12 protein-coding genes are annotated in these 13,312 nt (G+C 71.4%); 7 read left to right on the top strand and 5 right to left on the bottom strand.

The window, feature by feature from the left end:
- Positions 1-102: 102 nt before the first annotated feature.
- Positions 103-1,314, bottom strand: a complete 1,212-nt coding sequence (locus tag NGF19_RS21765; protein WP_252426753.1) for a hypothetical protein — start codon at positions 1,312-1,314, stop codon at positions 103-105.
- Between the two features lie 423 nt (positions 1,315-1,737).
- Here NGF19_RS21765 and NGF19_RS21760 point away from each other — a divergent pair, with 423 nt between their 5' ends.
- Positions 1,738-3,156, top strand: a complete 1,419-nt coding sequence (locus NGF19_RS21760; protein ID WP_252426752.1) for an amino acid permease — start codon at positions 1,738-1,740, stop codon at positions 3,154-3,156.
- On the opposite strand, the gene NGF19_RS21755 is transcribed toward NGF19_RS21760, so the two are convergent.
- The 4 genes from NGF19_RS21755 to NGF19_RS21740 all read right to left on the bottom strand — a co-directional run bounded on the left by NGF19_RS21755 (position 3,138) and on the right by NGF19_RS21740 (position 7,242).
- Positions 3,138-3,527, bottom strand: coding sequence for a DUF1330 domain-containing protein (locus NGF19_RS21755; protein ID WP_252426751.1), 390 nt, complete (start codon positions 3,525-3,527; stop codon positions 3,138-3,140). The two genes, NGF19_RS21760 and NGF19_RS21755, sit on opposite strands and share 19 nt — an antisense overlap.
- Before the next feature lie 170 nt (positions 3,528-3,697).
- A complete protein-coding gene (locus tag NGF19_RS21750; RefSeq protein WP_252426750.1) occupies positions 3,698-5,092 on the bottom strand; it encodes a thioredoxin domain-containing protein in 1,395 nt (464 codons plus the stop codon).
- A 3-nt stretch (positions 5,093-5,095) separates the two neighbouring features.
- Entirely contained in the window at positions 5,096-5,287 is a 192-nt protein-coding gene (locus NGF19_RS21745; RefSeq protein ID WP_252426749.1) for a hypothetical protein, read from the bottom strand.
- A 131-nt stretch (positions 5,288-5,418) separates the two neighbouring features.
- Complete coding sequence (locus tag NGF19_RS21740) at positions 5,419-7,242, bottom strand: ABC transporter ATP-binding protein (RefSeq protein WP_252426748.1); 1,824 nt, start codon at positions 7,240-7,242, stop codon at positions 5,419-5,421.
- Positions 7,243-7,377: 135 nt separating this feature from the next.
- Between NGF19_RS21740 and NGF19_RS21735 the strand changes: the two genes are divergently transcribed.
- The 6 genes from NGF19_RS21735 to NGF19_RS21710 all read left to right on the top strand — a co-directional run bounded on the left by NGF19_RS21735 (position 7,378) and on the right by NGF19_RS21710 (position 13,299).
- Positions 7,378-7,884: a hypothetical protein gene (locus NGF19_RS21735; protein WP_252426747.1), complete on the top strand. Its 507-nt coding sequence runs from the start codon at positions 7,378-7,380 to the stop codon at positions 7,882-7,884.
- Between the two features lie 82 nt (positions 7,885-7,966).
- On the top strand, positions 7,967-9,223 hold the full coding sequence (locus NGF19_RS21730; RefSeq protein ID WP_252426809.1) for an SLC13 family permease: 1,257 nt from the start codon (positions 7,967-7,969) through the stop codon (positions 9,221-9,223).
- Positions 9,224-9,229: 6 nt separating this feature from the next.
- Complete coding sequence (locus NGF19_RS21725) at positions 9,230-9,730, top strand: universal stress protein (protein WP_252426746.1); 501 nt, start codon at positions 9,230-9,232, stop codon at positions 9,728-9,730.
- Between the two features lie 64 nt (positions 9,731-9,794).
- Positions 9,795-10,454, top strand: coding sequence for a class I SAM-dependent methyltransferase (locus NGF19_RS21720; RefSeq protein ID WP_252426745.1), 660 nt, complete (start codon positions 9,795-9,797; stop codon positions 10,452-10,454).
- Between the two features lie 117 nt (positions 10,455-10,571).
- Positions 10,572-12,203 (top strand): phosphodiester glycosidase family protein, encoded by a 1,632-nt coding sequence (locus tag NGF19_RS21715; protein WP_252426744.1) that lies wholly within the window; start codon positions 10,572-10,574, stop codon positions 12,201-12,203.
- 52 nt (positions 12,204-12,255) lie between these two features.
- Positions 12,256-13,299 (top strand): alpha/beta hydrolase, encoded by a 1,044-nt coding sequence (locus NGF19_RS21710; protein WP_252426743.1) that lies wholly within the window; start codon positions 12,256-12,258, stop codon positions 13,297-13,299.
- Positions 13,300-13,312: the final 13 nt, after the last annotated feature.

Genomic DNA, 13,312 nt, shown 5'->3' with positions numbered 1-13,312 from the left:
ATCGCAGGGGCGTTCCGCACCTTCTTCGCCTGAGCACCGAGCGTATTCCTGCGTACGGTGCGCACATGTCCCACGCACGCAGCGTCGTGGACGCTCGTGCCGTCAGGACCGGTTCGTCTTCCGGCGGCGTACGAGTACGACCGCGCCCGTGCCCACCGCCACCGCCACGATCGCCGTCCCGGCGAGCGGGAGGGTCGACGAGGACCCGGTGGAGGCCAGGCTGCCGCCGAGTGGTCCGTTGTCATTGCCGGTGCCCGCAGGCGGAGTTGGGGCCGTCGCGGTGTCCGTGGGAGAGGGCGAGTCGGATGGGGTGGGGGAGGAGGAGGGCTTGGGGGCGCCCGGTGTCGGGGACGCGGAGCCGCCTGTCGCGCTCAGGACGATGTCCGCCTTGTCGTTGGCCTGGTTGGTGTCGAACGGCCGGGCGTCGCCCCCGAGCCGGACCGAGCCCTTGGCGTCCGTGACGGCCTTGTCGACCCTGAGCTGGAAGGTGTACGTGTCGCCCGCGCCCTCGTTCACGAAGGACTGGCTGGTGCCGCACTCGTAGCTACCGGGTCCGGCGGGGTCGCAGAAGCCGTCCACCTTCGTGGCGGTCGTGCCCTCGGGAAGCGTGATGAGGACATGGGTCACCGACGTTCCCAGGGGCCGCAGGACCCACGCCGGGCCGTCGTTGCGGTAGGAGACGCGCAGGTCGACCTTGTCGCCCACCTTGCCCTTCAGGCGGCTGCCCGTCACCCCGAAGTCGGCCGTGTTCGTCGCCGTGACGGACACGTTGAGAGCGTCCTCGTCGTACGCGTCGGCAGGCGGCGAGTCGGCGGGCCGCTCGACCAGCTCCACGGCGGGCGCGGTACCCCGCACCGGATCGGAGGCGCCTTCGGGGACCTCATCGTCCTTGGAGACGGTCACCCGTACGTCGTCGTAGAGGGCCCGGTCGAGCGCCTTGAGGGTGAGCTGCTTGCCGGGCGTGTAGACCGTGCCGGGCTTCACGGACTGGGTGAACGCGCAGGAGGCGAGCGAACGGCTCGGGGCCTCGTCGAAGGCGGGGATCTCGTAGCGCAGGCAGTTGGACGGCAGCTCCGTGTGGCTGAGCCCACGGGTGACCGAGTACGTCAGCCACACCCGGTCGAGCGGCGCGCTGCCCTTGTTCATGAAGGTGACCGGCAGTTCGAGGCCACTGCCCGGCTTGACCCCGTCGATCGCCGCGATCGGGCCCAGGGCGAGTCCGGAGTCGGAGCCGTCGGCGACGGCGGGAGCGGTGCAGAGGGCGAGCAGGGCAAGAGCGCCGAGGGTTCCGGCGGCTGCGCTGCGGGCGGACAATGCGTGTACGGCGTGTATACGGTCGGCGGTCATCGGCATCCAGGTGTCTTCGGGTCACCCCCGCTTCACCGTGCGTGAGGCGGCGGCAACGGGACGGCGTATCGGACGGAGTATCGGGAGGCGTACGGACAGGGAACTGCGCTCTCCCTGTGTGCGACGCGTCGGGTCGTGGAACGGTTGTGCCGCCTGGGACGGCCTTCACCGCTTCCTCGCTTCCTTCGAACCTCCTCCCGGTATGTGGACCCGAACCCGGCCGTACGGGACGATTCCCGGCCCAGAGCCCGTCGCGGCGCAATCTTTGCGGTATCCGGCCGGTTCGCACAGGACGAAATCGGAAGATTTGGAGAGGGATCGGGCCATGCCGGACCATGGACCCCGTCCCGGTGGTCCGGGACACCAGCAGGCAGAGAGGCGCACCACCCCATGCACGTCACCGGAACCGCCCGGCCGTCGGCTCCGGCCCCGCAGGAGAACCCCGAGGCCTCCACCGAGGACCCCAGCAACGACACCGGCAACGACTCCGGCAGACACGCCCGCCGCTTCGGCCTGCCCGTCGCCACCGCGCTGGTCATGGGCAACATCATCGGCGGCGGCATCTTCCTGCTCCCGGCCTCCGTCGCCCCGTACGGCACGGTGAGCCTGCTCTCCTTCGGTCTGCTGACCGTCGGCGCCATCGCCCTCGCCCTGGTCTTCGGGCGGCTCGCCCAGCGCGACCCGCGCACCGGCGGACCCTACGTCTACGCCCGCGGCGCCTTCGGTGACTTCGCGGGCTTCCTCGCCGCGTGGGCGTACTGGATCACCACCTGGGTCTCCAACGCGGCGCTCGCCGTCGCGGCCGTCGGCTACCTCGACGTGCTGATCCCGGTGAACCACCACCGCTGGACCGCCTGCCTCGCGGCCCTCACCCTGCAATGGCTCCCGGCCCTCGCCAACTTCGCGGGCACCCGCTACGTGGGCGCCGTGCAACTCGTCTCCACCGTCCTGAAGTTCGTACCGCTTCTGCTCGTCGCGATCGGCGGGCTGTTCTTCTTCGACCCGGACAACCTCGGGCCCTTCCGGGCGAGCGGAGGCAGCACCATCGGCGCGATCTCCGCCTCCGCCGCGCTGCTGCTCTTCTCCTACCTCGGGGTCGAGTCCGCCTCCGTCAGCGCGGGCGAGGTGAAGAACCCCCGGCGCAACGTGGGGCGCGCCACGGTCATCGGCACCGCGGGCGCGGCGCTCGTCTATCTGCTGGGCACGCTGTCCGTCTTCGGCTCGGTCGCGCACGACCGACTCGTGACGTCCACCGCGCCCTTCTCGGACGCCGTGAACGCCATGTTCGGCGGCACCTGGGGCGGCTGGGCCGTCGCGCTCGCCGCGCTCGTGTCGATGGTCGGCTGCCTGAACGGCTGGACGCTGCTGAGCGCCCAGACCCCGTACGCCGCGGCCCAGGACGGCCTCTTCCCCAAGGCCTTCGCACGCCGCAGGCGCGGCGTTCCGACCGTCGGCGTGGCCGTCACCGTCGTCCTCGCCTCGCTGCTCACCGTCTACAACTACACATCGGGCTCGGCCAAGGTCTTCGAGATGCTGGTCCTGGTCACCACGTTCACGGCGACGGTGCCGTATCTGCTGGCCACGGCCGCACAGATCTTCCACCTCGTCTCGGGGCGGCGCGAGCAGGTCGACCGGGCACGGCTGGCGCGGGACGCCACGGTCACGGCGGTCGCGGCCGGCTTCTCGATCTGGCTCGTCGCGGGCGCCGGGTACGCGGCGGTCTACCAGGGCGTGCTGTTCCTGTTCGTAGGCGTCCTCGTCTACGCGGTCATGGCGGCCCGGAGACAGGGTCAGCCGGACAACGCCTGACGGGGAGACGGCTGCGCGGTGGACTGCTCGGCGGGCACGCTCTCGCGCAGAGCCCGCGCTGTGCCCGTCGGGTCGTAGCCCTCGGGGACGCCTTCGATCATGATGATGTCGCCGTCGATGTGCCGCGAGCGCAGCGGCGCGATCTCCTGATACGCGGGGGAGTCCCACCAGGCCCGCGCCTCCGCGATCCCCGGGAAGCCGATCATGACGAGATGGCCGGGCCAGCTTCCCTCCTTCACCTCGTGCTGTGTGGCGTGCACGAGGAACCGGCCGCCGTACGGCTCGAAGGTGCCGGTGATGCGCTCCATGTACTCGGCGATCTCCGGGTGCGGGGCGGCTTCCTGGAGGTGGGCTATGACGTAGGCGGGCATGGTCTCCTTCTCCGTCCTTCTCTGTCCTTCGTGCCTTCTGATTGGCCTGGTCGGCCGAAGTCCCTACGCCGGTGATCGTGGCATTGGGGCGCGGGCGGAGTCGATGACCAGAGAGGTAATGGCCGACCGGAGACGTATCCGGCTCTTCCGCCTCACTTCCCTCACTTCCCTCACTTGCCCGCGGTGGCGCCGTTGGCGTCGGTGGCCCGGGTCAGATGGGCGAGGGCTTCCTCCCAGGTGCCGGTGTGTACGGGCAGGTGGTGCAGGGAGGCCGCCAGGGTGTGGACGGCGTCGGTGGCGGCGGGGCGGGCGATCCAGTTGACCAGGGACGCGAGGAGCCGGGGTCGCGTGGGCGCGCCGCCGGACTCGGGTGTCTGGGTCAGTACGGCGGTGACGGCCAGGCCCGGTTGTCCGGAGTGGTCCGGGTCGGGCAGGTGGAGGGTGGGGGTGTCGGAGGCGGGCCGCAGCACGGTGTACGGCTCGGGGCGCAGCCGCCAGCCGGCCCGTTCCAACTGCCGGGAGCGCTTGACGAGGTCGGACACCCAGGTACGGGGGAAGAGCACGGCGTGCTCGTCGTCGCGTACGGCGGCCCCGCACAGCAGGGGGATCTCGCCCGGCTCCACGGACCCGTAGTGGGCGTATCCGGCGAGGACGGCGTCGAGAGCCTGGCACAGATCGGCGGCGGTGCGAGCCCGGGTGAGGAGTTCGCCGCCACGGAAGAGGAGGTAGAACGTGTCGGGGCGTTCGACGGTGAGGGTGACGGGCGTATAGCCGTCCTCACGGACGCCTCCGGTGACGTCCTCGACGATCCGGCGAGCCTCCTGGCCGCGTACCGCGATGCCCAGACGGGTGCCATGGGTGCCACGGTTGTCATGAGTGTCACGGTTGTCATGGGTGCCGCTGACGCGAGTGGTGACGAGCGCGTCGACGGGCTGGGCGGCGATCTTCACCGAGCAACTCGTGGGCGCTTCCACGGTGGTGGCCCGGGGGTCGGCGCCGCTGAGCGTGATCAGGGCGTGGCTGACCTCGGCGAAGCCCGTGAGGATGGCGGCCGGTCGGTCGGGGGTCAGGAGTACGGCCGTGGGAGTGCCCCGGGGCGCGGCTTCCCGGCCGAGTCGGGTCAGGCTCTGGTGGGTCGGTTCGGCCAGGGGGCGGCCGAGCCGACGGGTGCCGTCGGCGTCCACGAGGAGCACGGAGGCGTCCAGCCCGGTCAGACAAGGGGAGTTGGCCGCGAGGTCCGCGGTGAGCTGCGTGCAGAAGCCGCAGGCGTCGGACATCGCCACCACGAGCACCGGGTGCCGTACGAGCGTGGCGCACTCGGCTGCCCGGACCTCCAAGTCGTCATGATCGGAAGGGGAGTCGGGCGTGTCGTCCGGTGCGACGAGACCGGCGGAGCGCCACTGGGTGAAGCAGTGGGCGTGCTGGTCGCGGTGCTCGGCGACGGGTGGTCGGCCCTGAAGCCAACCAAGGGCGGTCGGGCTGAGATAGGCCGCAGTGGGACTACTGGTGTCCAGCAGGACCGCACTGCTGCCCAGCTCCGCCACGACCACCCCTGGCAACAGCATCGGCTACGGCTGCTGGCAGAAGCCGCTGAAGCCGTTGGTGGACACACACACGAGGCCGGGGCAGCAGCCGACGGACCCGGTGCAGCCTTCACCCTGGACCCGACAGGCGGTCGGGGCCGTGAAGGTGTCGGTGAAGATCTCTTCGATTTCGGCGACTGTTTCGGCGTCTGGTGTGAGAGAGCGTGTCTCTTCCATGTAAGTGACCATAAATCCAGCATGAGGGGACACTCTTCGCGGTGTCCAGAGGGACGTAACTCACAGGTGTGGCGTCGGAGATGGGTGTGCGATTCCGTGGTCCCGTGGTGGTGAGAGTGGGGACTGACAGGTCAGGAGGTGCCGGTGTTCTGGTAGGCGCGGGCCTGGGCGCGGAAGAGCGTCGCGTAGGCGCCGCCCGTGCGCAGCAGCGTCTCGTGGCTGCCCTGCTCGACGACGCGGCCCGTCTCCAGGACGTAGATGCGGTCGGCGTGCCGGACGCTGCGCAGACGGTGGGAGATCAGCACCACCGTGCGGCCGGTGAACAGGCGCCGCAGATGGGCGAAGAGCTGGTCCTCGGCGTGGGCGTCGAGGGCCGCGGTGGGCTCGTCGAGGATGACGAGGGGCGCGTCGCGGTAGAACGCGCGAGCCAGGGCCAGGCGTTGCCACTGTCCGCCGGACAGGTCGGCGCCGCCGGTGAACTCCTTGCCCAGAGGGGTGTGCAGGCTGTCCGGGAGTTCCTTCAGGAAGTCCAACGCCCCTGCCTGCCGGGCCGCTTCCTGTACACGTTCGAGATCGTCGGTGGTGTGCGGGCGGCCGAAGGCGATGTTGTCGAGCGCCGGGAGCTTGTAGCGGGTGAAGTCCTGGAAGACCACGGCGGTTCGCTCGCGATGGGCGGTCAGGTCGGTCACCGGAGCCCCGTCGCACAGCAAGTGGCCGCCGTCGGGCGGGTAGAGCCCGGCCAGGAGATGGGCGAGCGTCGTCTTGCCCGAGCCGTTCACTCCCACCAGGGCCACGACTTGGCCCGGTCGGAGGTCGAGGCTCACCTCGTGCACGGCCGGGACCTCGGCTCCGGGGTAGGTGAAGGTCAGCCGTTCTGCACGCAAGGCGACTGGTTCACAAGGTAGTTGACTGTACGTCAACTCGCGCCTCTGACGCGGAACCCGCGCGGTGGCGGAGGTCGGCGCGATGAACGTCTCCAAGTCGGTGAGACGCAGCAGGTTCTCGCCGATGCCGCCGAGCATGCCCGCGAAGGTGTTGAGCCGTACCGAGAGCAGCCACACCCCCGCGACGGCCGCTCCGGCGGTGGACAGGGGCAGCAGGTCGCTGGTGGCGAGCCACCACAGGCTGCCCACCAGTACACAGATGACCACACCGCCGGTGGCCTGGGCGACCATCCGGTGCCGGGCGTGTGTCTTCATCAGCGCCTCGGTGGCGCGGACTTCGTGGGCGTACTGCTCCTGCCACCGCCCGGTCAGGACCCCTCCGAGGTCCAGGGCCCGGATCTCCTTGGCCTCGTCTCGGCCGGTGAGGAGACGTTCGAGGTACTCGCGCAGCCGCCGGTTCTCCGACAGGCCGTGGTGCATGTCGTGGTGGGCGCTGCGCTCGTTGCCCGCCGCCCTGATCGCGGGGACGGCGCTGAGCAGCACGAGGGGGAGCAGCCACCAGGCCATGAGCACGAACGCGCCGCCCACCGCGAGCACGGTCAGGGCGGCCTGGAAGGCGGTGACGAGGAGGATGACGGCCAGGGCGGGCTGGCGGCGCGAGGCGAACACCGCCCGCTGGAGCCGGTCGTGGAAGTCCGGCTCCTCGAAGCGGGGCAACTCGGCCGCCACCGCGGCCTCCAGGACCATGCCCGCGACCAGCCGGTCCACCTTCACGGTCAGCACCGCCATGCGCGCCGTCCCGGACAGCCGCAGGGCGCCGACCGCGGCGCCCACCACCAGCGCGGCGATCACGGCGGGCACCAGCACGGGCGACCGCCCCGCCGCCGCGGGACCCCGGGCCAGTACCGCCCCGAACACCTGCTGCGTCATCACCAGCGCCCCGGCCATGACCATCGCCGAGAGGACCTGCACCACGATCACATGGACCAGGGCCCGCCGATCGGCGAGCCAGGCGAGACGGACGGCGAAGACCGCGGAGTGCAACAGATCGCGCTTACGCCGTTCAGCCATCATCGGCCACCTCTCAGTCGGCAACTGACCTTGTTCCACTGTGGCGTTGCGGGAGGGCACCCTCCCCCGCAAGGCGGAGTACGTCATCCTGCGCGCTGATGTGCGGATACCTCGGCGCCGATCACGATGGAAGCCATGACGAAGTCCGACACGCTGCTCGACGCGCCCCGTTGGGCCGTCCTCGCAGCGCACGCCGTACCCCTCGCCACCCTGCCGTCCGGCCTGTGGCGGCTCGCCCAGGTCGCCGGACTTCCGGTGGCCGAGCAGTCGGGCCGGAACGCCCGCGAGGTCGTGGTGGCCGTCACGCTGACCCTGATGACCGAAGGCCTCGCCCTGCTCACCCTCGGGTTGGTACGACCCTGGGGCGAAGTCGCCCCCCGCTGGCTCCCGTTCATCGGCGGACGGCGCGTGCGGACACTCGCGGCGGTGATCCCCGCACTGCTCGGAGCGACGACGCTCTGCGCGACGGTCGCCTGGTTCACCTGCACCCAGGCACCGGCCCTGATGGAACGCGTCACCCGGACCGAGCCCCAGCAAGCACTCCTCGTGGCCTGCTACGCCCCCCTCCTGCTGTGGGCACCCCTCCTGGCGGCAACGGCGGTCGCGTACTACCGACGCAGAACGTCCAGGTCTCCTGTGTGACCGGGCATGCCGCTCGCGTGGATGCGGCGGTGGTCTGCTTCGATGAGAGGTCGCCGTTGTCGCCGGGTACGAGGAGCAGGTTCTGAACACGTCCGTTGCGGAGGCCTTGTCGGTCGGTCTCCTGGTGGTGGTCCTGGCCTGTGCGGTGATGCGGCCCTGGGGGTGGCCGGAGGCAATGGTCGCCGTTCCGGCCGCCGGGCTGGTGATCGTCACCGGGGCGATCTCGCTGGACCATGCCCGCGAGGAGGCGGTCCGGCTGGGGCCGGTGATCGGCTTCCTCGCGGCCGTACTCGTCCTGGCCCAGCTCTGCGACGACGAGGGGCTGTTCACCGCCTGCGGGGCCTGGATGGCCCGCGCCGCGGCGGCACGCCCGCACCGGTTGCTGGTGTACGTCTTCGCCATCGCGTCGGTGACCACCGCCGTACTGAGTCTCGACGCCACGATCGTGCTGCTCACCCCGGTCGTCTTCGCCACCGCCGCCCGGATCGGGGCCCGCCCCGGGCCGCATGTGTACGCCTGCACCCATCTGTCGAACACCGCCTCACTGCTGCTGCCGGTCTCGAATCTGACCAACCTGCTGGCCTTCGCCGCCAGTGGACTGAGCTTCACCCGCTTCGCCGCGCTGATGGCGCTGCCCTGGCTGGTGGCGATCGGCGCCGAATACCTCGTCTTCCGGCGGTTCTTCGCCACCGACCTCGACGCGGGCGCCCAGGCGCCGGCCGTCGTCGAGTCCCCCGAGGTGCCGGTGTTCGCGCCGGCCACGGTGGTGTGCACGCTGGCCGGGTTCGTCCTCACCTCCGCCTTCGGTGTCAACCCCGCCTGGGCGGCAGCGGCGGGCGCGGCCGTGCTCGCCGCTCGCGCCCTGGCCCAGCGCCGCACCACCCCCACCCGTATCGTGCGCGCGGCGGCCCTGCCGTTCCTCGCCTTCGTCCTGGCGCTGGGCATCGTGGTGCGCGCGGTGGTCGACAACGGTCTCGCGGCCGGGCTCGGGCATCTGGTCCCGGGCGGCACCGCCCTGCCCGCCTTGCTGGCGCTCGCCGTGCTGGCCGCCGTGCTGGCCAACCTCATCAACAACCTGCCCGCCGTTCTGGTCCTGCTCCCGCTGACCGCCCCGGCGGGGCCCGGCCCGGTGCTCGCCGTCCTGCTCGGGGTGAACATCGGCCCCAACCTCACCTACGCGGGATCGCTGGCCACCCTGCTGTGGCGGCGGATCGTACGCGCGCACGAGGCGGAGGTGAACCTGGGTGAGTTCACCCGCCTCGGCCTGCTCGCCGTGCCTGTCACCCTGGTGGCCGCGGTGGTGGCACTGTGGGTCTCGCTGACCGTCTGGGGAGGTTGATCAGCCATGTCCGTCATCGCCTGGATCGTCGAGGGCACCTGGCCGGCCTGTGTCGACGCCGCCCGCGTCTGGGCGCCCGAAGGCGCCGAGATCGCGCTGCTGCATGTCACCGGCCCCGAAGCGCCGGGCGTGGCGCACGGCGCCTACGCCGGACTGCTCGGCCGCGCGAGCCCGGAGCGTGACCCCGGTACCCGTCTTGAACACCTGGCCGACGCCTCCGCCGAGCACCTGCTGGATGCCGCGGCGGAGCGACTCGACCGCCCGTGCACCCGTATGAAGCGCACCGGCCGCGTCGAACGCGAAGTGGTGGACGCCGCGGTGGACGCCGATCTGCTGATCCTCGCCCGCGACGGCGACCACAGCCATCTCGGGCCGCACAGCCTGGGACCGGCCAGCCGCTTCGTCGTCGACCACGCACCCTGCCCGGTGCTGCTCGTCTGGCCCGAACCGGCGCCCAGCGTGAGTACCATTCCCCCACCCCCAACCCACCCGCCGCACCACCGCTGACCCACCATCACCGCAACCCCGCACGTCGTCGGACTCCGTGTCGGAGAGGAAGCCGGTGCCCACCATGGCCCAACAGAGCGTCCGCCACCCCCTGTTCGCCCGCTACTACGCCAGGGTGGTGGGGCCCGGCCTGGAGAAGGCGGGCATCACGCGGTACCGCAGACGGCTCCTGGCCGAACTGTCCGGCTCCGTCCTGGAGATCGGCGCGGGCAACGGACTCAACTTCCCCCACTACCCGTCCGAAGTACGACAGGTGCTGGCCGTCGAGCCCGAGCCGCGGCTGCGCGGCCTCGCGGAACAGGCGGCCCGTACGGCTCCCGTCGACGTACGGGTCGTCGACGGCCGTGCCGAGCAACTCCCCGTCCCCGACGCCTCGTTCGATGCCGTCGTGGCCTGCCTCACCCTGTGCTCCGTGGCCGACCAGGGTGCGGCGCTCGGCGAGATCCGCCGCGTCCTGCGGCCCGGCGGCCGACTGCGCTTCTTCGAGCACGTCCGGGCGGACACACCGGGGATGCGCCGCGTCCAGCGTGCGATGGACGCGACCCTCTGGCCGCTGCTGGCCGGTGGCTGCCACACCGGCCGCGACACCCGAACCGCCATGGCCACGGCCGGATTCATCCTCACCCAGGTGGAGACGTTCGCCTTCCCCGAGACCCGCATCCCGCTCCCGGCCGCCACCCACATCCTCGGCACCGCCGAGCTTCCCGAGGAGGCAGGGTCCTGAACCACCCGGCCGCGCCCCGCCTCCGTCACCCGTGTCCCCCTGATCGATGTGCACACGTCTTGACGCACAGCCCTCGTCACGCGCACCGTGGCTGCGTCGTTCCATCCAAGGGGAGACGTGAACCGAAGACTGCTCGGTACGTGTACGGTCCTGTCGCTGTGCGCCGTCGTGGGCGCGCTACCGGTACCCGCCTCGTCCGCCGCGCCGCGACCCGGGCACACGGTCCCCGGGCTCCCGCTGGGCGCCGCCGATCTGACCGAGACCCGGAGCACCCGGACCCTGCAACCCGGTGTCACCCTCACCCGTATCGTGCGTGGCGCCGACACCCCCGCGCTGACCTGGACCGTCGAGGTCGCCATCCCGGGCGGCGCGGGGTCGCCGGACCCCGACGCACCGCCTACCGCGCTCAACGACCGTGTCAGCGCAGAGGAGTTGGTCGCACGCTTGCGGCACGACGGGTTCGACGCCCGCGCCGAGAAGGTCACCACTCCCGCGGTCGCCGACTACGCGGGCGGCACACTGGGATGGCGGGTCAGGGTGGGGGACTTCGCCGGGCAGTCCGCCGCCACGGCCGAGCGGACCCGTCTGAGCGCCGCCGGATACACCGGATCCGCCGTGTACACCGGCTGGGACGGCCGGGCCGGGGACCGGGGCCCCTGGCGCATCGACGTACTCACCATCGACCCACGCCACTTCAAGGGCGAACTCACCGCGTCCTACGGCCCCGACCTCGAGAACCGTGAGAAGACCGGCGAACTGGCGGCGAAGGCCGGGGCGATCGCCGCCGTCAACGCCGGGTTCTTCGTCCTCGATCCGAACGCGGGAGCACCGGGCGATCCGGCCGGTGTCGGCGTCTACGACGGGAGGTTGCTGAGCGAGACGGTGAACGGACGCCCCGCGCTCGTCCTCCATGGCTCGGGCAAGTACACCGGGATCAGCCGGTTCACCTGGAAGGGACGGGTCGCCGGGCAGGGCATGTCGCTCCCGCTGAACGGAGTCGACCGCGTGCCCGGCCTGATCAGGAACTGCGGTGGCGCCAAGGGGGAGTTGCCCACCGAACAGCCTCGGCACGACTTCACCTGCACGAACGCCGACGAACTCGTCGCGTTCACACCGGAGTTCGGCGCGAGCACCCCGCACGGTGACGGCGTGGAAGCCGTACTCGACCGCACGGGACGAGTTCAGGAGCTGCGCTCGCCGCGCGGCGGCGCACTGCCGAAGGGCGGCAGCTCCGTCCAGGCGACCGGCGACCGCGTCGCCGAACTGACCCGCCTCGCGCGCACAGGCCGACCCCTGCGCGTGGAGAGCACGTTGCGCGACGAGCGCGGCCGTACGCTGTCCCCGTCGCCGGACACGGACATCGTCAACGGCGGTCCCGAACTGGTCCGCGACGGACGGCCGCACATCACGGCGGCGGCCGACGGCATGGTGCAGCCGGACAACCCGAGCTTCTACTACGGCTGGATGCACAAGCGCAATCCGCGCACGCTGGCCGGGGTGGACGCGCAGGGCAGGACGGTACTCGTGACGGTGGACGGCCGCAGTACCGACTCGCTGGGCCTGAGCATCCCCGAGAGCGCCGCCGTCGCCCGCGCGCTCGGACTGCGGGACGCGATGAACCTCGACGGCGGTGGCTCGACCACCATGGTGTCGGGCGGCGAGGTCATCAACCATCCCTCCGACGCCGCCGGTGAACGCCCCGTCGGCGACGCGTTGTTGATCCTGCCGACCGTTCCCCACCGCTCCTGACCGGGTCGGTCCTGAACCGGCCGACCCCTCTCCGACGACCTCAGGGAGCCGCATGACGGCCACCGCCACCGCCGCCGCCTCGTATCGCCGCCGTCCCCGACTCCTGCTTCTCCTCGCCGCGTTGCTGCTCACCCTGTCGTCCGCCCCGTCGGCGCTCGCCGCCGCCACGGCACCGTCGGCCGGGCAGGCGGCCGTGCCCGGTTCCTCGGCTCGGGGCGCCGAGGTCGTCGGAGTCACGCGGGTCGCCGAGCGGCAGGTCGACCTGTCGGTGCGGTCGGCGGCCCTGGGCGGGCGCACGGTGAAGGTCCGTCTGTTGACACCCGACGGCTGGAACCCGGCGGACCGGCGTCGACACTGGCCTACTCTCTGGCTGTTGCACGGCTGCTGCGGCGACTACACGTCGTGGACCAGCCGGACGGACGTGGCCCGGACCGACAGTCTGCGCAACGTGCTCGTGGTCATGCCGGAGGCGGGCTGGAACGGCTGGTACAGCGACTGGTGGAACTACGGCCAGGGCGGAGACCCCGCGTGGGAGACCTTCCACACCGAGGAGTTGCGCCACCTCCTCGAACACGACTGGGGAGCGAGCTCCCACCGCGTCGTGGCGGGCCTGTCCATGGGCGGCCAGGGCGCCCTGCTGTACGCCGCCCGGCATCCCGGTATGTTCAAGGCCGCCGCGGCGTACTCCGGTTCCGTGCATCCGCTGCTGAACGACGAGTCGGTGGACCGGATCATGGGGTACTTCGCCGGGCAGGGCGACGACCCGCGCCGGGTCTGGGGCGACCCGGTCGCCCAGCGCGACGTGTGGGCCGCGCACGATCCCTTCCACTTGGCCGAGCGGCTCAAGTCGATCCCGGTGTACCTGTCGTGCGGTGACGGCACCACCGGTCCGCTCGACGCGCCGGGCACCACGAGCGAGCTGGAAGCGGACTTCGACCGGCAGAACCAGGCCCTCGCCACGGAACTCCGACGCGTCGGCGCGAAGCACCTCACCACGAACTTCTACGGATCGGGAACCCACGCATGGCCTTACTGGGAGCGCGAGTTGCACGCGTCGCTGCCGATGCTGTTGCGGGCGCTCCAGGTCCCGGCCTGATCCGACTCTCCGA

The sequence above is a fragment of the Streptomyces macrolidinus genome (genome assembly GCF_023887685.1).
Classification (GTDB): Bacteria; Actinomycetota; Actinomycetes; order Streptomycetales; family Streptomycetaceae; genus Streptomyces; species Streptomyces macrolidinus.
The sequence above is the reverse complement of the archived record's forward strand: the minus strand, read 5'-3'. Positions and strand labels throughout refer to the sequence as shown.

Bases quoted from the DNA above. Each gene is read 5' to 3' on its own strand.
- NGF19_RS21760 (WP_252426752.1), top strand. From the start codon at position 1,738: ATGCACGTCACCGGAACCGCCCGGCCGTCGGCTCCGGCCCCGCAGGAG.
- NGF19_RS21755 (WP_252426751.1), bottom strand. From the start codon at position 3,527: ATGCCCGCCTACGTCATAGCCCACCTCCAGGAAGCCGCCCCGCACCCG.
- NGF19_RS21750 (WP_252426750.1), bottom strand. From the start codon at position 5,092: ATGCTGTTGCCAGGGGTGGTCGTGGCGGAGCTGGGCAGCAGTGCGGTC.
- NGF19_RS21745 (WP_252426749.1), bottom strand. From the start codon at position 5,287: ATGGAAGAGACACGCTCTCTCACACCAGACGCCGAAACAGTCGCCGAA.
- NGF19_RS21740 (WP_252426748.1), bottom strand. From the start codon at position 7,242: ATGGCTGAACGGCGTAAGCGCGATCTGTTGCACTCCGCGGTCTTCGCC.
- NGF19_RS21735 (WP_252426747.1), top strand. From the start codon at position 7,378: ATGACGAAGTCCGACACGCTGCTCGACGCGCCCCGTTGGGCCGTCCTC.
- NGF19_RS21725 (WP_252426746.1), top strand. From the start codon at position 9,230: ATGTCCGTCATCGCCTGGATCGTCGAGGGCACCTGGCCGGCCTGTGTC.
- NGF19_RS21720 (WP_252426745.1), top strand. From the start codon at position 9,795: ATGGCCCAACAGAGCGTCCGCCACCCCCTGTTCGCCCGCTACTACGCC.
- NGF19_RS21710 (WP_252426743.1), top strand. From the start codon at position 12,256: ATGACGGCCACCGCCACCGCCGCCGCCTCGTATCGCCGCCGTCCCCGA.